Raw genomic sequence first — 23,236 nt, forward strand, 5'->3', positions numbered from 1 at the left:
GTTCATTCATTTATCTAAAAAAGGGCTTTAATCATTATTCCAAACGTTTTTCCAACCAGTCAATTATTTAGTGAACCATTTTACTTCGTTCTAAAAAATTTTCTAATCATTTGGATTTTTGTTACTGATATTTACGTTTACTATGTACCAATCATTTTTTTGTATTTGCGTGTACCTTAATTTTATTCAAGATTTTAATGGCATTGTATTTTGCTCAGTTAAATAATCTTAAAATTTCTTTTACAGACTATGCATTCAAAATTGACCATTTTATTCTATTCCTATATTCTTTTGTTTTCGAAACTACTATAATATAGCAGTTCTATTATCATCAAAAAATTCAGCTACCGTTTCACACTATTCAGCTTCTCTTTCAAATGAATTTTCTTCAGATATATATTCTTCACTTCTCCTAGCGAAATTATAAATCTGAATTGTATTATGTCCTAGAAATCGACTTCATTTTCGCCAATCAGGGCAACGTCTTTTTTTATTTTAGATATTAGTCTAGTAAACTCCTTTAATCTTTAGTAATTAATATGTTCAAGTTTATTTACATCACACTTACCTACTTTCATACCTACGGAAAAAAATGAGTCAAACTATGCTTGTCAACTTAAATACGATAGTTCATCCATTCTTTTTCATCAAAAAAAAGAGCCCCCATATCCGAGCATAACTGTGCTTTCGGATATGGAGGCATTGCTGTCTATTAATTACAATATACTATTTAGAAAATACATCGACCATAAAAAAATTGAATAATAAGCCAGCGCGCACAAGATATTGTGCTTAAAAAAACTTAAATTACAACTTAAGTAAATTTGTTGAATAGAACTTAAATAACTTTATCAAAATTGTTTTACTCAATTATTTAGAATTTTTGTAAGATGGGAAAATGTTAATTAATTTTTCGTATTCAGCAGTATTAATATCATCATTGATTGGTTTAATTTTACCTTGTGATTCCATCAATCTTAATTTTTGATAAACAATGTTATAGTCTCCCGTATTTCCACCTACGATAAATCGACCATTATATAGATAGCCTTTTGTTCCCTTATATAGTCCTTCTACAACTGTTAATTTAATCATTTCGTCTTCCTCCTCTGTATTTAGTATCGAACTAGAATCTTCATTACTCACTGGTTTATTAAATAAGTTAATTTCTTCTTGACGACGTCGCCGCAATCCTTCCTCATATTCAGTTCCTTTATTAATATAATTTGCAAATGATTCAGTGATATAGCTATTAGAAGCATTTCTATCCCAATTCCAATTTGCAAATACTCCCGTACCATTGTTATAAGTAAAACTTACCATTGCGTCAAATTGATTTTGATTAAAAGAACGGATAAAGTAGCTATTTACTGCACTTTCATAAACTTTTATATCTTTCCAAAACTGACTATCTGCTTGCGCTTGTGACCATCTAGTTACTCCTGGGATTAAACTTGTTTGCCCTTTTGGTTCAGCGTGCCCCCAACCAATAGTAATCATACCATCGCCAAGATCATAGGCTGTAAGTCGACAATCTTCAAATTTTTTAATTAGCGCTTCCCCATTTGATCCTAAGGTCGTAGCTTTTTCTTCATCAATCGGATTACTACCTGTTGAAATCCATTGATCTAAATTTAAAATGTCTGTAATAGGATCTTCACCAACATTTTTCTTTACGGGTCTGCCAGCCCAATTTGCTTGCCAACTATCAGAACCAATTTTTACCCAAACGTGTCCGTATCCGCTACCGCCATAGCGATTAACTGCTATATTTAGTGTTCCTAAGCCTGTTTTCGCAATACCTTGAGGAACATACGTAGACGGAATATCTTTTGCATGTCCTCTTGCAGCATATGGATTAGGCGCTCCGAGAAATTCTAGTAAATTCTTAATTAAACTTACGCATTGGCCATCAAGAGAACGGTCTGACTTATCAATAGTTATTGTTCCAATAAGACTATCTAGATAACTCCGTACTTCTCCAATTGTTTTTACCACTTATATTTACCTCCTTAAATCATTATTCCGTGCGTCCACGGCGAACATATGTTCATAAACCTAGTATAGTTGAATTGACCTGTTTCGTTTTGTCAAATTTCGTACCAACCCAGTCGATAAGCAATTTCATGGATAAATTCTGTATCTCGTCGAGCAATTGTAGACTCGCTCAAAAACGTCTCACAAGCAACAAATTCATTCTTTTTATATGGATAACCATTTTTATATTTCACTAAAAAGATATCCTGTACATCCCTTGTAGAATCAGCTAAGATATCTTCTACCGTTTGTAAAAATAATTTATGAAATGCAATTTGACTGATAGTTATTTTTTCAGTTGGTTGCTCTACAGGGTATTCTAAAAAAGGATTACGATTCATTAACATAACATCCTCGTACTCTTGTAATTTTTTTTCAATATGTTGATAATCCCATAATAATTGTCGAATATGTTTTTTTATTCCAGCTTTCATTGTACCTCTCCTCTAACCACTTAATATTTTATTTGTAGAACTTTTACAGATAATAGAAATAGTATGTTCATCCTCCATGTATTCCTTTTATCCATCTACTCTTATTTTTGATCACATTCATTTTCAAAATCTAACTTATTCGTTTCTACCCCTCCTTTTTTTCCCATTTATCAATAACTGTCCACCTCCTAGATTATTTTATATACAAAAATAGACCACTCCTTAAGCGATCTATAATGACAAAACTTATTTTTTTCTTAGATTTAAGCGATTCTATTTTTCCACTTAAATATACTTAACTTGATTTAAAGATATTGAACATTCTATTTTTTAAAACTTAGCTATATAAACAAGCATCTATAGCATTGATAATTCATTTTTAGCGATTCTTCATACTACTAATTTATCATGTTGACTATACTAAAATTTCCCAATAAATTCCCAATATGAAGTTACTTCTACTTATCTTCCAAAAATACAATTTTACTACGTAACTTGTGTTCACTGAATTCATTTGTTTATATCCTACTTTATCCTTACCTATACTATCCTTACCTATACTATCCTTACCTATACTATCCTTATCTATACTATCCTGTGTAGCCATTTGGTAGCCAAATTAGTAACCAGCTTCTGCCATTTTTAAACTCTTATTTACAAAAAATATAGTCAATGATTCTATTTAAAAATAAAAGGAGCCTAACATTCTTTCAAGAAAGAATGTTAGGCTCCTTTTATTCAGACAATTTCAGCCACTCCTTACGATTGCAATAGGACATAGTTTTTACAAAGACAAAATGATAAAGCAAACCGTAAGCTAGTCCCAACATATTTAACAAAATTCTTAAGTAAAGACTTGTTTCTAGCCCAAATATCATAGAGGCTGCCATGATAGCACCAACACAATTAAAAATCGTTTTACTTTTATAAGATGTGCATAAGCCTAAACAAAGTCCTCCTAAAATACCAAGTAGGTTCGTTGGTATATAAAATAACAAGATAGCCGATACTAGAGAACCAATAACGACCCCTATTATTCGTTCTTTTGCTCGTTCAGACAATTTAAACGTATCATACCCAGAAAATAATGACGAACTAGCAAATGTTGCCCACATAAAGCGGTCAATCTGAAGGTGCGTTCCTATAAAAAGTAATAAGCTAATGCCTAAAGCGTAATAACCAAACCAAATATTTCTTTGATTAAAAAAACCATTTTCTGTAACCATCTGTATAAAAGTAATCTCTTGATCCAATTTTTTATGTTTCACATGATAAACAAAAGCTAAAAGTAGATAAGCAAACACTAATACAAAGAAAGTTTGTTCTAATTGCTGAAACGATTGATAGTGAACCGTGCCAACTAAATATAAGTAGGAGAACGTATACAAGCCAGGATTACCCATTTTAGGGTTTTTACCAGTTAAGAAAAACAATGCCAGCAAGCAGATAAAATGAAGGCCCAATTGTAAAAATGATACAGAAATCAGTGAAATTAATGGACTAACACCTAGAATTGTTAACACGATTCCTAAACTAAGCAAGGCCTGTTTTTCCCTGTAGCCATATGAGACGAAACGGATACTCAACAGCAAACAAAATAATACAATTGAAAAAGGCGCTACAGCTTTTCCAAAGAAAAAAGTAATCGTCGACACCCATAAAATCGCAAACGAAACTAATAAGATATCCCTTATTAACAAGGCGCGCCAAAAATATCTCCGCTGTTTTTTAGTATCCGCTTGATGAATTTTTTGTTTTAAAATAAATGGATCTAACTGCAATAATTGATAAAAAGTCACCTAAAATCATCTCCTAAAAATCGACTCTTCTCAATTCATTATTCCAACTTTTCCTTCTATGAAATCAGAAGAAAAGTAGTTGTGACGAACATTTTACTACAACTTTTTTTCTGAATCAATACATGCTTTATTTCTTAATTCAATACCTCTCCCGATACGATTTGCTTACTTCATAAAAAATAAGCCTAGAAAAAATCAAAACGATTAATTCTAGACTCAAAATTAAATAACTGTTGAACAAAAGCTAGCGCTTTTTTACATAAACTTTTCCAACAGATCCATTTCTTTTTCTAATTCTTTTTCATCATACTTGTCATACTTACCAGCTTCGTGTGCAATTTTTTTAATCTCATGAATGGCTTTTTTTTCAACAATCCATTTCTTCATACTATGTTTTTTTGTATCCTCATCTAGCGAGCTCAACTCTTCTAAACTTGCATCCAATTTGTTCAAAACGTCTGCAATTTTTACTAATGCTTGCGCTTCTTTTTCTTCATAGTTTGACATAATAGACACCTCTTCTTAAGTATTTTTCTACTTTAAGTGTACGTCTCTGTCGTTTTATTTGCAACTAATAACTCAACTGCTTCTCAGTACGGAGGATAAGGGATTCGAACCCTTGCACGATGTTACTCGCCTAACGGTTTTCGAGACCGTCCCCTTCAGCCAAACTTGGGTAATCCTCCCTCTACATTCCATCTACAAATGAACATGTAATGAATCAAAAGATAAAAAGCCTAGACCTTTACACAACAAGGATTCTAGGCTCTATCTAAATAAATTATTTAGTTTCACGGTGTAATTTTTCTACAACACCATATTTAGACAGACTAGAACTCACAAGGGTTTGCGTAATATCATTTTAATTCAAATTAGCAAAATAGACTATAACAACAAGATAAAATCTACATCAAAAAATAAAAAAAGGCAAGCGAATAGACATGTAAAATATACTGAATAAACAAAAAAATCCCTACCTCTCACAGTGAGAAGTAGGGATTTGCTTATTTCTTAATAATTCAATGTTTGACCAGGATAAATCAAGTTAGGATTTGCTAATCCGTTTAATGCAGCTAAGGCTTGATAAGTAGTGCCGAGTTTGGCTGCAATACTAGATAAATTATCGCCGTATTTAACCGTGTAGACATTACTTGTTGCCGATCCATTGACTTTCAAAACTTGACCAGGATAAATAAGATTTGGATTAGCCAATCCATTTAATGCCGCCAACGTTTGATAGTTTGTTCCGTATTGATACGCAATGCTGGATAATGTTTCGCCATATTGAACCACATGTGTTGCTTCTGGTTGTTTATCAGGAACAGTTGTTGAATCTGGCAATAGCTCAATATCGCCTTTACTGATCCATGACAAGATACCTTCAAGCAATACTCTGCTTCCAGTTACTTCTTGTACTTTATAGCTGTTTCCTTTTACCCATTGCGGAATAGCTTCGCCAGTTGCCCAAGCATCAACATTAAATTTCACTTTGACGGTATCGCCAACTTTAACATCAGAATTAGGTATTTTTTCAATTTCTTCGCCTGCATCTGTTGCTGGTGTATCCGTTTCTGGTTTGTCAGTAGCTGTATATCCATTATCCGTAATACCTGTTAAGTCTACGTTACCATCTAAACCGCCTGCAATATAAGTTGAGGTAAATTGCCAAATTGCAATACCATCCATACTTGGGAAATAAGCATATAGTGGTTCTGGCGTTACTTCATAGCTAGGATAGGCAGCAATCCATAAAGAATTAGGGAACTCTTTAATAATTCGCTGATAGTCCACATATTGTAACGTAAAAGGCTTGTAACTATAATACATTGGTGTATATCCTGCTTGTTTGATGCGGCGCATACCATACAAAATCGTTTCTGTATTTGCGTTTACATCAGGACTAGCTCCATGTTCAAAATCTAATGCAACAATGGAATTTTTAGGCGTTTGAATACGTGGCAAGAAGTAATCCATTGTTGTTTTTGCAATATCCATGCTACCAAAAGTATCGTACCAGATATAGGTATGTGCGCGTTTACCTTGAGCGACGGCACTTGCTACTTGCGTTTTGTAGGTATACTGCTCGTAAATACCACTAGCGTTGTAGCCGCCAATTTGAGCGATAGCGAATTTATCATGTGCATAGCCAAAACGGCCTTGTTCACCTTGGTAAATAGCCCAATCCACACCTTGGTCACCTTTTGCAGCAAATACATTTAAAGGAGTAACTGCTGCCAATGCTACAATAATCAACGTCACAATTTTTTTCATAAAGTCACCTTCCTAAAATTAATAATAAAAAGGCATAGCATCATGCTATACCTTAGTTGAGTTTCTCGTTGATTTTTTCAACGGTAGTTTTAATTGATTCAACATCTTTTAATGAATCAGCTAATTTATCAATTGTTTTTTGATAATTTTGCTCACGATCATTATTTTGTTTCATAACCCAAAAAAGCAAACCTACGAATAATACTGCAAACGAAATTTGCTCTGGATTTGTTAATAATCCTTTGACAAACTCTTCCAAAATTTCCGCCTACTTTCCGACAATTTCTTTCGCTTCTTTTTCTGTAATGCAAAGTGGGACAAACTCCATTACTTGTTCATCTGTAAAACAGCCCCAGTCGTACATCATTTTAATGTCATCAAATGTAAACATTTTATTCCACTCCTTCTGCTAATTTTTCGTTAATTTCTTTTACTTGATTGGTTAATTGATTAATCGCAAGCATTGATTTTGCACTAATTTGCGCAAAATTATCTGCTTTTTTCGTTACTTCTGAAAGCTCTTTTTTTAAATTCATGTCATTAATCATAAGTTTTGAATTCAATTGTTTTAATTCCGCATTTTCTGCTTGTAATACTTCAATGTCGGTTGGTGGTGCTGGCTCTGGTTCTGGCACATTGTCAGGATCATAAATTAAGCTTGTTCCGTCCCAACGATAATTAAAGAAATCTGTTGGTTCTTTTTCTACTTCAATCTCCAATAAATCAGGTTGTTGAATTAATGAATAGCCCTCTAAAAATCCTTCTTTGTTTACAATCCAAATTTTCATGTTTTCTTTCCTCCTACCATTCATAAATTTCTATCAAGATTTTGAATTTGTTCGCAGCGTTACCATTCAAATCATTCCCTTTTATATTAGTATCTGTAATGTAAAGATACTTCACTCCTGTTTTTGTGCCATTGTAATTTGCTGTTGGAAAAACAATACCTGTTGCGCTATATTTTTTTACATGTCGTTTGTGTATAAATAAATATTGGAATTCTGTTTTTGTTGAAGCATCGTTTTCCGCATTTGTAAAAACTAGTAACCACCCATTTGCACACTCACTAAGTTTTTTCTTAGGTGTTACTGTTTGCGAACCATTCATAAACCAACCACCAGACCATAACTCATCTATTGTCGGTACCTTTAAATACGCTTTATCCGTATCTACTTTAGTTGGATACAATTCAAGCCCATCAACTGCATTAACGTGTGTTTTCAGATATTTAAACTTTCCTTTTTCTTTTAATTGAACAATATCTGTTGTCATTACACTTCCCCTACCTTTTCAAATGTAATTTCTGGCAATCCATCTAGTTTTGTTTTATCTTCTTTAGACATCAAGCCATTTTTTATTGAGGTTGCAACGTCTGTCGTTGTTGCATTTTGCCCTGCAGGACCTTGCGGACCAACGTCTCCTTTATCTCCTTTTGGACCTTGTGGACCTGGGTCTCCCTTTTCACCTTTTAATACTTCTGGTTTCCCTTCCACGGCATTCCAATGTGTTTGAGGAAATACCTGTGTTCCTCCTTGTTTTACTTTAACAATGTCTGTCATTGTACTTCGCCTACTTTCTCAAACGTAATATCAGGTATTCTGTCAATGGCTTCTTGGACTTTTTGGTCGACATATTGTTGATTCACTCCGCCGCCATCGCCACCACCAGTTGCTGAAATCACACCATCTTCTGAAATAGAGATATTCGCTCCAGCAGTATAATTTTTCAGTTCTTCCAGTTTCGATTTTAGTTCAGTGGTGAAATTTTGATCTGTTTGCTTTACCGCAGACAACGTTCCGTCTTCTGCAATTTCTAACAGTTGGCCAACCTTTATTCCGCCCAATTCGTCTGTGGTAGCGATTGGAAGAATGTACACGCCTCCCTCGCCATTTGACAACCGTTGAAACATTTCAGCAGTGATAATACCGTCTGTTTCTTCTGTCGCATAAGGAAGTTCTGTCAGTGCATTTTCTAAGCCTAGATCTGCTTTAGTGATAATTACTGCCCCAGTATATCCATTAACAGATAATACTTTTGATTGACCCGCAATAATTTTTTCTAATCCTCGAACAGCAGATACATGTGTTATAGGGTAAAACTGACGTTCCACACCATTTTCTTCGGTTTCCATCATACGTTTTGCTTTAACCACTTATTTCACCCACTTTTTCAAACACATAAGTGTTTTGTTTTGTATCATCAACTGTTGCGATAACCAATGCTCCATCGGACACAGTATAATCAACAGTGCCAACAATTTCTGTTTCATGATTCAGCGAAAAAGCATCATCTTGTAAAACAATCAAGTCACTTATTTCGCCATATTCTAACGTATATAAGCGTTTCTCTAATTTCTGATACAAATATTCCATATCTGCCAATAAACGTTCAGAAATTGAATTATGGCGCACTCCTTGAATGTCTACACGTGCATCCATTAATTCAGCTAGCATTGTTCCGCCAGGATCAATCGTTTTTAAAATATCTTTGATTGATTCGAACCATGAAGTGAAATCTGTTTTTTGCGCATCTCGCCACGCTTCGAACTCTTCTTTTCTAGCATTCATCCAATCAGTAAAATCGCCCTTATTTTCGTTGATAAAAGCGGTCATGTCCGCGATTAAATCTTCAATGGACTGCCAATAAGAACCCATTTCACCTTCTGTTTTCGAAGCAGCATTCACTACAAAGTAAGAAAAGTTTTGCGTTGCACCAATCAGGTTATCACCTTTATGAATACTGAAATATGCTTCTTGTCTGTGTAACGACTGCATAGAATATTCATCAAAGGTATACTGAATAATCCCTTTTTTGGCATCTATAATTTTTGTTGGTCGTTGAACAGGAAATTTTTTATCAATAATCGATTCAAAAAAAACTTCGCAACCTGTTAAATCAAGTGGCAAAGCATTTTCTACAATATTTACTTGTAATACTTCTGTGTTCTTATTCCCTTGCCGTACATTAATAATACCGACATAGTTGTATGGTTCGGTTGTACTTAGCGTTGCTTGCCATTTAGCCATTTGTGCACTCCTTTCTAAAAATTAATTACATCACGTGGATTGATTCGTTGCCACTGTGCGCCTTTCCATACTTCAAAATGAAGATGAATACCTTTAGCAAGCCCAGTGGAACCCATTATTCCAACACGTGAATTGGTCGTTACTTTATCGCCTATAGCTAAATCAACAGAATTTAAGTGACCGTAATAGGTCCAATAACCATCATCGTGTTTAATGACAACATAATTTCCTCCAGTTCCATCATAAGTGACAGTTTCTACTGTGCCGCTACGTGCCACATAAACAGGTGGCGTACTTCCAGCAGGAACTGAAGCAATATCAATTCCACCATGAATAACGTTCGTTCCCCAGCCAATTTGATCCCACTCTTGCGTAATCGTATAGCTAGATCGTACAGGGTTCATCCACGTTGGATTGCTAGGTTGCAACCCATGCAATTTGTTATACCAGTAAATCGCCATATCAATCCGCTCTGGATGTGTAACTGCTGGTCGCTCAAAGTTGGCTTCAAACGCCATCGTAGCTGTTCCTATATCTGTTAATGCTTTAAATTGTGCAACTGAATATGGATAAGCAGAAGTAGGAATATACTGCCCGTTGTGCATATGCCAGTCCAGTAATTGAAGTTGCGTATTAATATTTCGATAGTCACCACTAATACCAGCTTGTGCTAACAAACGTTGAACATATGCACGACCACTTTCACCAGCTACAGGTGATGTCCACTGAACTAAACCATAGCCAGGACCGCCACCACCTTCGTCAATGTCTGGCATAATTCCAGATTCTTGTTCCATATTTCCTAAAATACCTGCAGTTGCTTGTTCGCTATAACCTTTAGATTTTAAGAACTGCCAAACCGCCCAAGCGTTTTTCTCTTTTTCAGTAGTCAATTCTGGAGGTGTCCCGCTACCAGTTCCACCAGTACCGCTTCCTGGAATAACTTCTTTACCTCCGACATATAATTTATCGAATTTACCAATAGTTCCTTTTAAAATACCACTAATATCTACTTCATTAGAAACACTGAAATTACCTTTGTGCGACCAGCTAGCATAACTATTCACTTTCCTATTATCTGGATGAACATCTGCTGGTATTTGAATAATTGGAACTGATTGTCCCTCATTATTTTTACTGATCGTATTGATTGAAAAAATGTACCCATGTTTTTGTCTAACAGCAAAACCATTAGCTTTTTTCCCACTTCCATCATACGTAGCCTTAATGTCACCAAATAATTCACCATGAACATCTTTTAGGCCTGTGCTTACTCTTTTACGTTCAAATGCTACCTTTCCACCTTCAACCACAACTTGGAAATCTTTATCATCTAACGTTTTTAAAGCCACACCTTGTACTAAAATGCCTGTCAAAATTCCTGCTGTAATAAAATTAGCAACAATTGAGCCATCTTGAGTAATTGCCGTTTCAAATGGTCCATTTACACCGCTGTTTGAATAACCAAGACCTCCTAGGTTCCAACGCCATACTTTTTTTGCATCATTCGCATTTGGTCTGTCCATAATTAAAATTTCTTCTGGTGCATCTTTAGGACGAAAACGAACATAGCCACCTTTTGTTCCTGTTATCCATTGAGTAGCGTTCACGATAGCATTCTGTAAATCCTCACTCTTTACTTCAAGCTTTTTAGTTATTTGATTAACTGCAGTATTTACTGAATCTGTGTAAGATTTTATTTCGTTTCCTAGTACGATATTTTTATACTTACCTAAAGTAGGAAACCAAGTACACTCTGTCACTCTTTCTTTTACTCCAGTTATTCCGTTGTATTCAATATCACAATACACAGTGTCCCCAAAATTCAACTTCATTATCTTACCGTAAAGTTTTTGATACTCTATAGTATTTTCTAAAGTAACCATATTGATTTCATGTGTTACTTTTGGTTCATGGATTCGTTCTTTGTCAAAAAGTGATTGTCCCCATTTTTTTAATTCCTCTACAGTTTTACATTCGCTATTGGTCCTACTAGTAATACGTCTATTTTCATCGGTTACCCCTTTTGTTTCTAAAAAAGCAAAGGTTATTGGCTCTTGATCTTCGTTATAATTAATATCTTCAGGTGTTCCACCAATTAAATAGAGACTGTTGGATACATTTAAGTCATCCACAGTCTCTTTTATTGATTCTAAATTAACACCTAAATCTATTCTAAAACCATTATCTTCACCAATTCTGTCTTTTAGTATAAGTCTGTAGTTATCCATATCTAGTTCGCCAGAAGTTACACCTGCTAAATTTTCATTACCGTTATTTTGCCCAATAATAGCCGATATTGGATTTACTTCTTTTGCGGTAAATTGATGTTTGGAATTGATATTACTTTCATAGATAAAAGGTTGCTTAAATGCTAAATTCGCTTTTAAGTTTTCCATAATCTGATTACCAGTACCATTAGCAGTATATGCCATTTGAATAAAGTTACGATTTGCCTCATACCCTAAATGTAGAGCTTTGATTGAAACAGAATGTAAATTTTTATCAACTGATTTTATTCTGAAATACTGCCATGAATCATTAGAAACTAAAGCTTTTATATAGTAACCCTTCTTTAAATATTCTTTATTCTCACCAACCAATGAATAATTACCATAAAAAGAATATTCACTATTCAATGAACGAGTAATTTCAGGGGCATCGGCCCAATCTAACAGAGGGATGCCATTTTCGGATAAATCTTTTGGTACTTTTTCATAAATGTAAATTGGATTAATCAAAAATATACACTCCTCACCTTTATTTTTATACTTGAAACACTTCCTGTTACCTTTACTTTATTGGTACCTGGTGTCATTCGTATCCAGTTTCCTTTTGTTCGTTGCATTCTTCCCTCATGTACGCAAACAGCTAGTTCATTATCTAATGATAACAAGCCAGCAGGTGTATTTATTAAAATCAAAGTATTTTTACCACAAGTAATACTGATGTCACCGCCAGTAGATTGAATTTCAAATAAAGGGAAGCAAATTTCATCCCCATGATTGGTAATGTCATTCTCTCCTTTTTTTAGACTGACAAATTTTTCATTTACTTTTCTCTTTAAAGGTTCACAACGAAAATTTATTTCAAAAGTATAAAAAGTTCCCCACTCATTTGTGTATTCAACTTCATTACTAACATTGCATACCGCATTAACATACAGGTTTTCATTATTATGTGTGATTAATTCTGACTTGCCACTAAGCCATCGTTTCACTTCCGATAATCGTTCATAACTAACACTGACGTCTTTAATTTTGAAATCAAATGGTTCATAATCGCCAAACCATTCATTCAATACCCTGTTACTACCTACAATAGTTATCTCGTTATATCTTGGTTTAGCGACAATTTCAGGCAATTCAGATTCAATAATTAAACCATAATCTATAAGAGCATTCGCTCCTTTCCATACAAAATTAGGCGTATATCTATCCATTTTTACACATCCCCTGTCGCTAAATTATTCCAAACATTAGCTTGAAACATTTTCCTGTTCAAACGATTAATTTCACTCGGATTATTTGCATCTACTTGGCCAATATGAACATGTTGCTCAATAGTGTTGCCACCTTTCAAAGCACCACCAATTCCACGAGCTTTTTCTTCTGGTGACAATGGAGTTACTGTTGTCTTGCCGTTTTTAGCGGTTAATAGTTCAGGACCAGCTTCACCAACAATGGCTTGACCATTTAGAATAGTTCCACCTTCTGCTAAATAAGGAATTTTTCCAATATGAAATCCTTTACCGCCAATTCCTGGCACCCATTTAGGTATTTTTATATTGTTTAATCCACCAATAAATCCATTGATTAACGTAATCATGGCATTGATTGGAGCTTTAGCTACTGCAGCGATACCTTCAAAAATACCACCAAAAATATCAACAACACCTTGCCACGCTCTTGACCAGTCTCCAGTAAATATTCCCGTTACAAAATCAACGATACCGCCAAAAATACGCTTAATTGCATTTACGTAATCGCCAATAATTTTTGCAGCCCCATCCATGGCACCACCAATAAATCCTGTGATGAAATCAAAAGTAGATTTTGTCGTATCTTTCAAAACATTGAATACACCAACCACAATATCTTTAATTACTTTAAAGGACGTATTGATAAAATCCCTAAACCAACCGATTTTATTATATGCAACTACGATTGCAGCTACCCAAGCGGCAACCGCCGCAATTACTAAACCAATTGGTGACGCGATAAAAGCAATAACTGGAATCAAACTACTAATGGAACTAGCAAGTGTTCCTAAAACTACTAATACTGGACCGATAGCAGCAACAACACCAGCTATTTTCAGTATGGTTTGCTTTTGACTATCTGTTAAACTTCCAAACCATTCTGAAACTTTTTTTATTGCATCAGTTGCAGCTTGAAATGCTGGTAATAATGCTATTTGTACTTGTTCTCCAAGTTCACCCATTGCTATTTTAAATTGATTTTGTGCCAACTTTGCTTGGTCAATTGGATCAAGAATATCACTAAACGTCTGATCCACAGTACCAGCTGCGTTTTTTGCTGAATCTGCTAAACCATCCATTGACAACGCTCCGCTATCAATTGCTTCTACCATTTTTGAAGCAGCTTTAGTTCCAAAAACATCACTAGCAATAGTAAGTTTTTCTTGTTCCGTTGTGGCCCCTTTAATAGATTCAATTGTTCCGCTAAGCCCTTCTTGCATGGTTTTATTATCTTTCGCATATACAACACTAGCTTTTGCCAAATAGCCAAGAGTTCCTGCTGAATCAATACCGGCTTTTTCCATTTGACCTATTAACATAGTTGATTCAGAAAAAACAAGTCCCATAGCTTTGAGTTGGGGCGCACCTCTATTTACTGCATCAAATAACTGATCTACCCCTACTCCAGTATCTTGGCTAGTTTTAGATACTGAATCTAAAATCATTGGCAAATCCTCAATAGACAACCTAAAAAGGTCCATTGATTTTTTTGCATTGATAGTTGATTGAGAAACATCTGATCCATTAATTTCTGAAAATTTAAGCATTCGGCCTGTTGTATCTTCCAATTGCTTATCCATTAAGCCAAATTGAGTATTTACTTCACCAATACCAGTTGATATATCTTGCATATCCGCGGGTATTTGACCTGCTACTGTTTTAAAACTGGCTTGTAAAGATTCTAGCTGACTACCAGTAGCTCCTGTTGCTGTTGTTATATTATCCAAACATTCATCTAATTCTTTGAATGCGGCAATAGAAGCAGCACCAATTCCCATAATTGGTGCTGTTAATCCAACAGACAGTTTTTGCCCAACTGATTTAATTTTGTCTCCAGCTTTTTCAATTTTGGCTAGTTTTTCAGCTGTTTTTATTGATAAATTACCTTGCTCTTTCAAAGCTTCATTGGTACTTTGCAATGCAGAACGCAGTTTATTTTCACCTGTTTCTGATTCCAATAAACGCTTATACAGCTTTTGTGATTGCTCTGAATATTCACCAGTTTCTTTTACTGATTTTTCATATTCTTCACGTAATAATTTTGTTCTTTGTTCAGCTAAAGATAATTGTTTTTCTAATTTTTTCTTTGTAACTGTTAGTTTTTCAGTTTGAGTTGCATTTTTATCCATTGCGGATACCTGGTTTTTGTACTCAGTAGCCGCTAAGTTCATTTCACGATTAATTTCTTTAATCGTTTTAGAATAATTTATTTCTCCATTCATCTTAAAATTTAAGACAACATCAGATTCTTGTTTTGACACGTTAGCGCTCCTTTCCTACCACCAAGGACTTTTATCCATTGTCACACTTCTAGGTGGTTCAAACTCCGTATTACTTACTAACCACTGAATATATGACTTAAGCCACAAGTTGGGAGTTGCTTTTAAAAAGAAGTCCTCACTCCATCCCAAAAGAGTGAGAGCTACATATAAATAAAAAGCCCACGGCGTTCCTATTTCCGTTGAGGCTTTTTCTTTTTGTTTTTCCTTTTTTTCGGAGTTTGATAATCTTGTGGCTTCTTGGATTTTTTTAAGTCTTCAACTTGAAAATTCTGCTTTGCAAATATTTCCATACATGTACTATAAATTTCAACGATTGTGGCACTCATGCCTAAAAACTTAAAAATAGTTTCTGGCGTTTCTTCCAATCCACCAGTTCTTAGCATGCCATAAATCAACGCACGCATAATTTTTAAATCAGAAGCTGATAAATCTTTTGATGAAATACGACCACCACTTTTGTTAATCATTTCATTCATATCTGCTTCAAATTTTGAATAGTCATCATCATAAACATCAGCAATATACTCCATTGTTTCCATTGTTAACAAAATCGGAAACTGTTGGCCTTGAATAGTAACTGTGGGTGTATCTGAAATAACAATCCCATAATCCGCTAATTTTGCCATTAGTCACTGCCACCTCCACGTGAAGGGCCTGCTAGTTTCTTCCATTGTTCTTCGTCATAAACAGGTTGCGCGATAAATTTTTCAAATAGTTCTATTGAAGCACTATCCCGATTAGAATCAAAACTTGAATACATAACATTATTGTATGTTAAACCAGTTGAAACAAAGTTAGCAGTTACATCATCAATTTTGGTTTCATCTTCTGCAGTAGTGTATTCTTCATCAATAACATTTGATAACTGCGTTTTAGGATACCAAACAGCTTTTTTTCCACCATTTTCAATATTTCCGATAAACCCAAAGGCAAAATAAGGAAATTCTCGCGCAGTGTTTTTACCAAAAGTCACTCCACTTTGAGCGATTAATCCTTTTATTTCATCCATCACCGCAATAGGAATGCCCACATGATCTAGCGCAATTTCATGTTTCGTTTCACGACTTACGCGTCGGAACATTTTACTTGATGCCCATTTTTCTAAAGCTGTTCCATTTCCTTTAATTCCTAATTTTGTTGCTATTGGCAAACGAACAACTTCGCCAAATGCTGGTTCTGTACCTACTGCATCTTTTGTGGTCATCATGGCAATTAAGATGTCATCTAAGCCTTCAAAATAATACACATCTTGTTTTCCCAATTTACTCATCCTTTCCATAAATCTAATATTTGTTGAGTCATAATTTTTTCAATTTGATCTTTATTTTGTTCAAATGTTCCACTGGCAAAATGTTGCGCTTTTTGATTTACTGTTCCGTTTTCAGCGAATCGCCAGTAAAAGGCTGTATCTTCAAAAGCTACTTGTACTTCATCATCTTTAATATTTACTTTCACTTGATCAACCATGTGCTTCTTTTTTAGAAGCGATTTAGGTATATTGGGTAGTAATTTTTCCATATAAAAATTAGCAGCAGTGGTTAATGATTCTATTGATAATTTTGTCGCATCTACTTGCGAAAGCTTTCCTAAATAGTCTGCCATATCTGCAAAACCATTATTATTTTCCATCTTCAATACACCTCACATATGTGTAAAAATTTGTCACAGTATCATCATTTTCATCGCCTTGAATGCCTACAAAATCAGTGTAAGGAATACCAGCTTCCTCCAATGCATTTTCTAAAGCAATTAAATCCTTTTCAGTACCTGTTGTATAAAAAGAGATTTGATAGTAGGGCATTCGTCTATGCACTTTAGACGATGCCATTTTTTTACCTTGACTAACATTTGAATAAACAATATATGGATAGTCCGTTCCTTTTTCCGCTTTATCACGTGTCACAGGTACGCCTACTGATTTCAGAGCTATTCTCAATTTTTCAAAACTAATCGACATAAGCCAAACTCAACTCCATTTCTCGTTTATCCATATTTGTGTAAATACGAGTGATTTTATAGGTCACAGAATCGATTCTAACAGCGCTAAACTTTTCTGTGATAGATTTATCCAATCTCACTTTAATCCGTCTGACAACGTCTGTTTTGGCTTGCTGCGAAAGATATTTTTCTTGTGCAGTTACTCCAATATCTTCGTACCATAAAAGCCTATTAAGTTTATAGGTCGTAACTACTTTATCGTTCGAATCTGTTTCTTCTTTTACATTTAGCAAGTCCGCTTTCCATCGAAACCTATTCGTCTGCCTCTTCGGCATGTTGAATCACTCCTTGGATGATAAATGGCGTGATCGCATTCAACGCCTTATCTAATTCATCTTCTGAAACACGATATTCATAAGCAATACCAGCAACCATCAAAATTAAATATTCTTCTTTCCCTCCAGTTGCAGTTTTTACATAATTTTTTGCCATATTTAAATAAAAAGAGAGCATGGAATCATCCATCCCCTCTTCAAAATGAATATGTGCTTTGAATTTTTCTTCTAAAGATAATGTTTCAGCTTCGTTATTCACATTAACCACCTACTGGTTTTGTAATTTCATAACGATAAACAGCTGGCTCGAATGGTGAGTAAACTAATTGTCCATCTAACAAGTTGTAAATTTGGAAACCAACTTGATTTTTTCCAGAGAATTTTTCAACCAATTTTTGAATTTCTAACGCTCCAATAACTTCTTGAATTTTGAAAGCAGAAAAATCACCAAAATATAATACTGGTGTATCTGGTTCACCTTTTTTATCTGCTGCATCGGTCCAATCAACTGGATAACCAACTAATTGATAACCAATACCACCTTCTGCTTGCGTGAATGGTCGTAACAATGGGAATCCATCATCTGTTTTCATTTTTTCAATAGCAGTTAAAGCTGCACGATTAATAATAAAACGACCTTTTTTCATTACTTCTGTTACTGGTGTATTTTTAAATTCAATCAATGCATCATATAATTTTTGACCAGCACCTGCAGCTGTTAAATCTACAGGTTTTTCAAATGCAACAGCTTTTTTAGCTAAAGCTCCTGGGTTTTCATTTCCTGCATCGTCGCCATTAAACATATAATTAATTTCTTTGCGAACATATGCTTTTTTCAATTCTTCTACAACAATATCTTCTACTGGCACACCAGACATTTTTAATAGTTTTTTCGTTACAGTTGCTAATGCATCAAATTCTGCTGGATCAAGTAAAATTTCATCAAATTGAATCGCTGTTTCAGTAATATCTGTCGTACGTTCTTTTTTGTTTACATTAGCCTCTGCTTTTTTCACAAGAATTGGATACTTCACATCGCCAGCCGTGCGAATCACAGTTCCGTATTTACGCAATAGGTTTTCTTCTTGAGCATAAGAAATCACTTCGGATGCAATCACTTCTGGTACTGTCACTGAACCATTGCCTGTTTCAATACCTAATGCACGTGCTTCACTTTCTGAAATATTACCAATAACAAAATCAGCAAATGCTTTACGAATTTGTTTTTCACGTTGTTCATTAGACATCACATTTCTAGCCTCCATTCCTTCATGAATTGTGCGTAACAAACCATCACGCTGTTCTTGGCTAATCATGCCGCCACGATTTTCTTCGTTTTTATCATCGTTGTTTCCGTTCGTATCTTTCTCACGATCTTCTTTACTTTCATCATCAGTATTATCAGATTTAGCGGTTCCGTCATCGCCTTCACCATCACCAGATTCTGAATTATCATCCCCTAATTCAGCTTTAATGGCTTTTAATTCATCGATTAAACCATCAATTTCTTCATTAACTGAATCTAAATCTGCTTCACGCACTTCTCCAGATTCAATTTTGCCTTGTAAATCACTTAATCGTTTCTCGTGACGAGCTTGTAATTGACGCAATAATTCTTTGTTCATAATAAATTCCTCCTACGCTTCAAGCGCTGTTTTAATTTTTTCAATTAATTTTTTTCTAGTTTTAATATCTTGCTTCATTTCTTGTTTGTTTCTTGCTAGTGCTGCTTCTGTATCTTCGTAAGCAGGCAAAGAAACAATAGAAACTTCATACAATTCGACTTCATGGATAGTTCTTAAAACTGGGTCTGAACTATAATCCCAAGTTTCTTCCGTTGGATAAAAACCAAAGCTACACTGATTAATGTCCCCACGTGACATTGATTGAATCAAGTCATTGGCAACAGTTGTATTGGGCAACTCAACTTCAAATCGTAGTCCCTTATCATCTTCTTCAAGTTTCAAAGTTCCACTTCTTGTGCGCCCTAATACTTTGCCCCAGTCATGATCGAATAAACAACGAACATCAGAATTTGACAAAGCACGACTGAAAGCTCCAGGCTTAATCACTTCATTTAGGCCTTCCCATAATTCTGTTGGACTATTAAACACCGCCGCATAGCCAGTAACAATCTGTGTTTGACTATCTTCTTCGCTTCTTGTTTTAAGGTTTGTGATGTCAAATGTCCGAATTTCCTGTTTCTTCATTCTTACCACCTCCCTTCAAGTCATCCTCTGTTGTCAATGAGTTATCGGTAGCATTCTTTTTGCCGATTTCCGTTAAATCATTTGAAATATAGACGGCTTGTGTTGCTTCAGTATTTTGTCTAGGAAAACCAAGCATTTCTGCCACATTATCAGGACTGGTAATACCAGTTCGAACAATGTTGTACCCAATATTTGTTTTGGTGGAATAAGGTACAAAGTCCAAAATATTAATTTTCCATTCCACTCGATAACCAGAATTAGGCACAAAAAAAAGAGCCGAGTAATGCTCGCTCTTATTTTTTAATATTGGTTTAATTGCTTTGTTGTGCAGATACATCATTGCTTTTTCAATATCTGTTCTCATTAATGCTTGATAAGTATTTACATCTATTCCTAAAAATTTTCCTAGGTCTTTTTTATAAACACCCAAATAATTAAGAATAGCTGCATCATCAATTGGGCTTTTTAAAGTATCAATTGAGTATCCTTTACCTAAAGGAATCATTTTAACTGAATGACTATCATTATCTTGCGTTTCCTCCAACTGATTTAAAATAGCTTTTACTATCTTTTGTTGAGCGCTGTTATTTGGATTGATATGCGCATCCAGCTTTAACAAGAAAGCAAGCAAGCCGCCTTTCTTATATTTTTCTGTCAAAACCTTTTCAGCACTTAAAACACCTTCTAGCGTGCTTTTTGCAAGATCAATAATTCCAGCACCTTTTAAGGAATCCACACCAATATTTTTTATATGACGAATCATACTCCCTGGTATTGGTTGGCCATTCATTGAAAATTTTTCAATCAAACGATCATCTAATTTCGTTTGAACACCATATCCTAAATGTAACTGGTCATTATCTGTAATAGGAAAAGCTTCTCCATTGATTAACAATGTATTTGTTTCAAGCTTTGCAAATTCAAAACCAGTTAAATAATCATTAGGATTTTTCAATATGTTTAGTAAGAAATGGTTTTTGACTTCTTCGCCATCAGGGCCAATTACTACTGGCTCTGCTAGTGCAACTTGATTAGAAATATCTTGTACCAATTCATAAACATCAGACGATTCCATAATAGAAGAATCGTTAACAAAACGTTGTGAATATCTTGTTACATTGCCATAAATATCTTCAATCCAGCCACGCTTTTCCAAAAATCCATATACAGCATTTGAAAGTCTATCTCTTAGCTTCAAAATCTCACCGCCTTTCTATTATCGATAGATAGAATCTAAATATTCATCCATATCATCTTCGTTGACATCAATCATTTGATCCATTGTTTCCTTATGCGCACAAAGAAAAGCAACAAATCCATCGATCTTTTTCTTTGACTGGTTTTTACTTGGTACTTTACGACCTTGAAAATCCATTTTGACAACCACATTTAAAGCGCAATACAAAAATAAAGGATTATCAAACATAATCCTTTGCTCATAAAATAATCGCTCGGCATCTTCAAGCGGCGAGTTCAATACTCTTGCGTACTGATCAACTTGCACACATTCCAAGCCTAAATTTTCTAATTTTTCAACTAATCGGTCACTCATCGCTGGATCATAATTGACTTGTTGAACATCATAAAAATCCATGCAATCTTCAATAAAATGAAATATTTGTTCTTGGTCAATTAACTTACCATCACAAAATTCAACAAATCCTTGTTCTGCTAATTCAGAATACGGCACATTATCTTCCTTTTCTCGAAAATCAATATTTTCACTAGGAATAAAATATAATTGTTTTACTTTGAGTATCGCTTTTCCTTCGGCATCCCATGTAGGAAAATTTAATGATACGCAAGTTAAATCTCGGCTTTTAGATAAGTCCAAACCAATCCAACAAGGCTCCCCACTTAAGTTTCCTAATTCATTTGTGGGAACCAAACACGGTTCCACTTGATCTTGTTCAAAGAAATTATCTGCACCATTCACAAACACATCTAAATGCTTCGTTAAAAATTCAGCTTTCGAGTGAGCGGAACGTTGCGCAGTTTTAAAGGCTGATTCTAAAGCAGACAAATCAACAGATATTCCCCAGTTAGGATTGCACATTTCCCAAACTTTTCTATCTGTCCAATCGTATCCCTTATTTGGTTCATAAATCAAAACAAAGTTTGAATCATTATCATCGCGCTTCAAGACTTCTTTTGCTTCTTTATAAACACGAATACCAACCGAACTACTTCCTTTACCAGCTGTAGAAATATTAAACATTAACGGCTGTGGCAATGAAATTTGTGCAGATTTAAAGTTATCGTACTGCTCCATTTTCTCTTGTTTATGCAGTTCATCATTTAAAACAAAATATGGATTGGAACCTTCTATATTATCAATGTTTTTTGTCTGAACAATAAACTTATTTGTATAAGCCATATCTCCATGTAAATAGTCATACGTAATACTTGAAACGGTGCCTTTTGGACCTTTAAATATTTTAGTCCCATCTAATAGCACTGGATTATTTAGGATAGTAGCGGCAAAAGGCTTAGCAGCATACTGAGCTTGCGCAAAATCAGAAGCACATGCATAGCAATCGACAGATAAGGCACCTTCGCCATACATAGCATATCCCAACGCCCCTACGGCTATTAATGTTTTCCCATTTTTCTTTGGTATTTGTACATATGCCTCACGAGTAACACGGACTACTTGCCCTTTTTCATTTTCTTTTACCCAGCCATAAATCCAAGAATAAATGAATTTTTCCCATGGCTCTAAAAGAAATGGTTTACCTACCATATCGCCTTTTGTATGAACAATAAAAGATTCTACCCAGTCCATCATTTCATTTGCACGATCAACATCAAACCAGATATCTTTTCGTTTCTTCCATCGATACCAACGATCTATTGCTAAACGAACCGTTTTCGGATATTTCTTAGGATGTTTTCGAACTTCTTTCGCAAATAAATCAGCATAATTTACACCAGGTTCAATCATGTTTCATTCCCTGCCTTTTTACGCCATTTTTTCCGATGTTCTGCCAATTCATCTACAGGCTTTTCTTCTGGCCGTTTCATTTCTTCATCTGCTCTAGCTGTTGAACCACCAGTAATTTGTCTGCCTGTTTTTGACTTATTGGTCAATCCTAATAAATCCAATGCTTTCATTTTTTTATCGGCCCAAACTTCGACTTGTTGCGCTAGTGGATGCTTGCTATTGTTAGTAGCTCCAGCCTTATTTGTTGTTTTTTGGGTTTCGGGAAATCCTTTTTCTTTCCACAGCATATATTTGTATTGGTAAACTTCAAAAATATCCAAGTATGATTCAATCAATGGATCAAGAGTAATAGTGTATAAATCAGACTTGCGCATAATTTCTAAAATTCGCGTTTTTTCATGATTAACTTTTTCATCAATAATCGCTTTACGTTGCGCTTTTGTGGTCATTTTTTATACACCCCCCTTTTATTTTTAAAA

At 34.8% G+C, this 23,236-nt stretch carries 26 protein-coding genes, 1 tRNA gene and 1 pseudogene; 1 reads left to right on the plus strand and 27 read right to left on the minus strand.

Annotation, left to right across the window (positions count from 1 at the left end):
• Positions 1 to 109: 109 nt before the first annotated feature.
• Positions 110 to 290: pseudogene (locus tag IGK82_RS10900) on the plus strand (glucosyltransferase domain-containing protein); the annotation flags it as partial.
• 580 nt (positions 291 to 870) lie between these two features.
• On the opposite strand, the gene IGK82_RS10905 reads toward IGK82_RS10900, so the two are convergent.
• From IGK82_RS10905 to IGK82_RS11035, 27 genes are all read right to left on the minus strand, one after another.
• On the minus strand, positions 871 to 1,998 hold the full coding sequence (locus tag IGK82_RS10905; RefSeq protein ID WP_002362348.1) for a lysozyme: 1,128 nt from the start codon (positions 1,996 to 1,998) through the stop codon (positions 871 to 873).
• A 92-nt stretch (positions 1,999 to 2,090) separates the two neighbouring features.
• Entirely contained in the window at positions 2,091 to 2,471 is a 381-nt protein-coding gene (locus IGK82_RS10910) for a hypothetical protein (RefSeq protein ID WP_002362349.1), read from the minus strand.
• Between the two features lie 734 nt (positions 2,472 to 3,205).
• Positions 3,206 to 4,270: an FUSC family protein gene (locus IGK82_RS10915; RefSeq protein ID WP_002356323.1), complete on the minus strand. Its 1,065-nt coding sequence runs from the start codon at positions 4,268 to 4,270 to the stop codon at positions 3,206 to 3,208.
• Positions 4,271 to 4,525: 255 nt separating this feature from the next.
• On the minus strand, positions 4,526 to 4,777 hold the full coding sequence (locus IGK82_RS10920; protein WP_002398678.1) for a hypothetical protein: 252 nt from the start codon (positions 4,775 to 4,777) through the stop codon (positions 4,526 to 4,528).
• An 89-nt stretch (positions 4,778 to 4,866) separates the two neighbouring features.
• Positions 4,867 to 4,956, minus strand: a tRNA-Ser gene (locus IGK82_RS10925).
• Between the two features lie 325 nt (positions 4,957 to 5,281).
• Positions 5,282 to 6,541: a LysM peptidoglycan-binding domain-containing protein gene (locus IGK82_RS10930; RefSeq protein WP_192203861.1), complete on the minus strand. Its 1,260-nt coding sequence runs from the start codon at positions 6,539 to 6,541 to the stop codon at positions 5,282 to 5,284.
• A gap of 52 nt (positions 6,542 to 6,593) precedes the next feature.
• The gene (locus IGK82_RS10935) at positions 6,594 to 6,803 is read right to left on the minus strand and encodes a BhlA/UviB family holin-like peptide (RefSeq protein ID WP_002370806.1); all 210 of its coding nucleotides are present in this window, start codon (positions 6,801 to 6,803) and stop codon (positions 6,594 to 6,596) included.
• A gap of 6 nt (positions 6,804 to 6,809) precedes the next feature.
• Positions 6,810 to 6,932 carry an XkdX family protein gene (locus tag IGK82_RS10940; protein ID WP_002368228.1) on the minus strand — a complete coding sequence of 41 codons (123 nt, stop codon included), beginning with the start codon at positions 6,930 to 6,932 and terminating at the stop codon, positions 6,810 to 6,812.
• Between the two features lies 1 nt (position 6,933).
• A complete protein-coding gene (locus IGK82_RS10945; RefSeq protein WP_313954721.1) occupies positions 6,934 to 7,353 on the minus strand; it encodes a hypothetical protein in 420 nt (139 codons plus the stop codon).
• Positions 7,343 to 7,813, minus strand: a complete 471-nt coding sequence (locus IGK82_RS10950; protein ID WP_192203857.1) for a hypothetical protein — start codon at positions 7,811 to 7,813, stop codon at positions 7,343 to 7,345. Before IGK82_RS10950 ends, IGK82_RS10945 begins: the two co-directional genes overlap by 11 nt.
• Positions 7,813 to 8,100, minus strand: coding sequence for a hypothetical protein (locus IGK82_RS10955; RefSeq protein WP_425143791.1), 288 nt, complete (start codon positions 8,098 to 8,100; stop codon positions 7,813 to 7,815). Before IGK82_RS10955 ends, IGK82_RS10950 begins: the two co-directional genes overlap by 1 nt.
• Positions 8,097 to 8,693, minus strand: coding sequence for a hypothetical protein (locus IGK82_RS10960; protein WP_430605094.1), 597 nt, complete (start codon positions 8,691 to 8,693; stop codon positions 8,097 to 8,099). The genes IGK82_RS10955 and IGK82_RS10960 overlap by 4 nt, the downstream gene beginning before the upstream one ends.
• Positions 8,686 to 9,567: a phage baseplate upper protein gene (locus tag IGK82_RS10965; protein WP_430605095.1), complete on the minus strand. Its 882-nt coding sequence runs from the start codon at positions 9,565 to 9,567 to the stop codon at positions 8,686 to 8,688. The genes IGK82_RS10960 and IGK82_RS10965 overlap by 8 nt, the downstream gene beginning before the upstream one ends.
• Before the next feature lie 14 nt (positions 9,568 to 9,581).
• A complete protein-coding gene (locus tag IGK82_RS10970; protein ID WP_192203865.1) occupies positions 9,582 to 12,308 on the minus strand; it encodes a phage tail tip lysozyme in 2,727 nt (908 codons plus the stop codon).
• Positions 12,305 to 13,009: a phage tail protein gene (locus tag IGK82_RS10975; protein ID WP_192203867.1), complete on the minus strand. Its 705-nt coding sequence runs from the start codon at positions 13,007 to 13,009 to the stop codon at positions 12,305 to 12,307. Before IGK82_RS10975 ends, IGK82_RS10970 begins: the two co-directional genes overlap by 4 nt.
• A 2-nt stretch (positions 13,010 to 13,011) precedes the next feature.
• Entirely contained in the window at positions 13,012 to 15,309 is a 2,298-nt protein-coding gene (locus IGK82_RS10980; RefSeq protein WP_430605096.1) for a phage tail tape measure protein, read from the minus strand.
• A 191-nt stretch (positions 15,310 to 15,500) separates the two neighbouring features.
• Entirely contained in the window at positions 15,501 to 15,956 is a 456-nt protein-coding gene (locus IGK82_RS10985; protein WP_070363958.1) for a hypothetical protein, read from the minus strand.
• Positions 15,956 to 16,600 (minus strand): major tail protein, encoded by a 645-nt coding sequence (locus IGK82_RS10990; protein WP_002393808.1) that lies wholly within the window; start codon positions 16,598 to 16,600, stop codon positions 15,956 to 15,958. The genes IGK82_RS10985 and IGK82_RS10990 overlap by 1 nt, the downstream gene beginning before the upstream one ends.
• Complete coding sequence (locus tag IGK82_RS10995; RefSeq protein WP_010711252.1) at positions 16,597 to 16,959, minus strand: HK97-gp10 family putative phage morphogenesis protein; 363 nt, start codon at positions 16,957 to 16,959, stop codon at positions 16,597 to 16,599. The genes IGK82_RS10990 and IGK82_RS10995 overlap by 4 nt, the downstream gene beginning before the upstream one ends.
• Positions 16,949 to 17,287, minus strand: a complete 339-nt coding sequence (locus IGK82_RS11000; RefSeq protein ID WP_065813567.1) for a hypothetical protein — start codon at positions 17,285 to 17,287, stop codon at positions 16,949 to 16,951. The genes IGK82_RS10995 and IGK82_RS11000 overlap by 11 nt, the downstream gene beginning before the upstream one ends.
• The gene (locus tag IGK82_RS11005) at positions 17,277 to 17,603 is read right to left on the minus strand and encodes a phage head closure protein (RefSeq protein WP_002365100.1); all 327 of its coding nucleotides are present in this window, start codon (positions 17,601 to 17,603) and stop codon (positions 17,277 to 17,279) included. Before IGK82_RS11005 ends, IGK82_RS11000 begins: the two co-directional genes overlap by 11 nt.
• Complete coding sequence (locus IGK82_RS11010) at positions 17,581 to 17,871, minus strand: head-tail connector protein (protein ID WP_430605097.1); 291 nt, start codon at positions 17,869 to 17,871, stop codon at positions 17,581 to 17,583. Before IGK82_RS11010 ends, IGK82_RS11005 begins: the two co-directional genes overlap by 23 nt.
• Positions 17,864 to 19,228, minus strand: a complete 1,365-nt coding sequence (locus tag IGK82_RS11015; protein WP_002415255.1) for a phage major capsid protein — start codon at positions 19,226 to 19,228, stop codon at positions 17,864 to 17,866. The genes IGK82_RS11010 and IGK82_RS11015 overlap by 8 nt, the downstream gene beginning before the upstream one ends.
• A 12-nt stretch (positions 19,229 to 19,240) precedes the next feature.
• Positions 19,241 to 19,813, minus strand: coding sequence for an HK97 family phage prohead protease (locus tag IGK82_RS11020; protein ID WP_002393805.1), 573 nt, complete (start codon positions 19,811 to 19,813; stop codon positions 19,241 to 19,243).
• Positions 19,785 to 21,011, minus strand: a complete 1,227-nt coding sequence (locus tag IGK82_RS11025; RefSeq protein ID WP_002385657.1) for a phage portal protein — start codon at positions 21,009 to 21,011, stop codon at positions 19,785 to 19,787. Before IGK82_RS11025 ends, IGK82_RS11020 begins: the two co-directional genes overlap by 29 nt.
• Before the next feature lie 18 nt (positions 21,012 to 21,029).
• Positions 21,030 to 22,757 (minus strand): terminase large subunit, encoded by a 1,728-nt coding sequence (locus IGK82_RS11030; protein ID WP_002367265.1) that lies wholly within the window; start codon positions 22,755 to 22,757, stop codon positions 21,030 to 21,032.
• Positions 22,754 to 23,206, minus strand: a complete 453-nt coding sequence (locus tag IGK82_RS11035) for a P27 family phage terminase small subunit (RefSeq protein WP_002365107.1) — start codon at positions 23,204 to 23,206, stop codon at positions 22,754 to 22,756. The genes IGK82_RS11030 and IGK82_RS11035 overlap by 4 nt, the downstream gene beginning before the upstream one ends.
• Between the last annotated feature and the right edge of the window lie 30 nt (positions 23,207 to 23,236).

Source organism: Enterococcus sp. AZ197, from assembly GCF_050556405.1.
In the GTDB taxonomy this organism is placed as follows: domain Bacteria; phylum Bacillota; class Bacilli; order Lactobacillales; family Enterococcaceae; genus Enterococcus; species Enterococcus faecalis.

Coding starts and splice junctions, on each gene's coding strand:
- IGK82_RS10950 (WP_192203857.1), bottom strand. CDS start 7,813: ATGACAACAGATATTGTTCAATTAAAAGAAAAAGGAAAGTTTAAATAT.
- IGK82_RS10910 (WP_002362349.1), bottom strand. CDS start 2,471: ATGAAAGCTGGAATAAAAAAACATATTCGACAATTATTATGGGATTAT.
- IGK82_RS10940 (WP_002368228.1), bottom strand. CDS start 6,932: ATGTTTACATTTGATGACATTAAAATGATGTACGACTGGGGCTGTTTT.
- IGK82_RS10990 (WP_002393808.1), bottom strand. CDS start 16,600: ATGAGTAAATTGGGAAAACAAGATGTGTATTATTTTGAAGGCTTAGAT.
- IGK82_RS10920 (WP_002398678.1), bottom strand. CDS start 4,777: ATGTCAAACTATGAAGAAAAAGAAGCGCAAGCATTAGTAAAAATTGCA.
- IGK82_RS10945 (WP_313954721.1), bottom strand. CDS start 7,353: ATGAATGGTAGGAGGAAAGAAAACATGAAAATTTGGATTGTAAACAAA.
- IGK82_RS11000 (WP_065813567.1), bottom strand. CDS start 17,287: ATGTCGATTAGTTTTGAAAAATTGAGAATAGCTCTGAAATCAGTAGGC.
- IGK82_RS11015 (WP_002415255.1), bottom strand. CDS start 19,228: ATGAACAAAGAATTATTGCGTCAATTACAAGCTCGTCACGAGAAACGA.
- IGK82_RS11030 (WP_002367265.1), bottom strand. CDS start 22,757: ATGATTGAACCTGGTGTAAATTATGCTGATTTATTTGCGAAAGAAGTT.
- IGK82_RS10965 (WP_430605095.1), bottom strand. CDS start 9,567: ATGGCTAAATGGCAAGCAACGCTAAGTACAACCGAACCATACAACTAT.
- IGK82_RS10995 (WP_010711252.1), bottom strand. CDS start 16,959: ATGGAAAATAATAATGGTTTTGCAGATATGGCAGACTATTTAGGAAAG.
- IGK82_RS10930 (WP_192203861.1), bottom strand. CDS start 6,541: ATGAAAAAAATTGTGACGTTGATTATTGTAGCATTGGCAGCAGTTACT.
- IGK82_RS10975 (WP_192203867.1), bottom strand. CDS start 13,009: ATGGATAGATATACGCCTAATTTTGTATGGAAAGGAGCGAATGCTCTT.
- IGK82_RS11020 (WP_002393805.1), bottom strand. CDS start 19,813: ATGAAGAAACAGGAAATTCGGACATTTGACATCACAAACCTTAAAACA.
- IGK82_RS11035 (WP_002365107.1), bottom strand. CDS start 23,206: ATGACCACAAAAGCGCAACGTAAAGCGATTATTGATGAAAAAGTTAAT.
- IGK82_RS11005 (WP_002365100.1), bottom strand. CDS start 17,603: ATGCCGAAGAGGCAGACGAATAGGTTTCGATGGAAAGCGGACTTGCTA.
- IGK82_RS10955 (WP_425143791.1), bottom strand. CDS start 8,100: ATGACAGACATTGTTAAAGTAAAACAAGGAGGAACACAGGTATTTCCT.
- IGK82_RS10985 (WP_070363958.1), bottom strand. CDS start 15,956: ATGGCAAAATTAGCGGATTATGGGATTGTTATTTCAGATACACCCACA.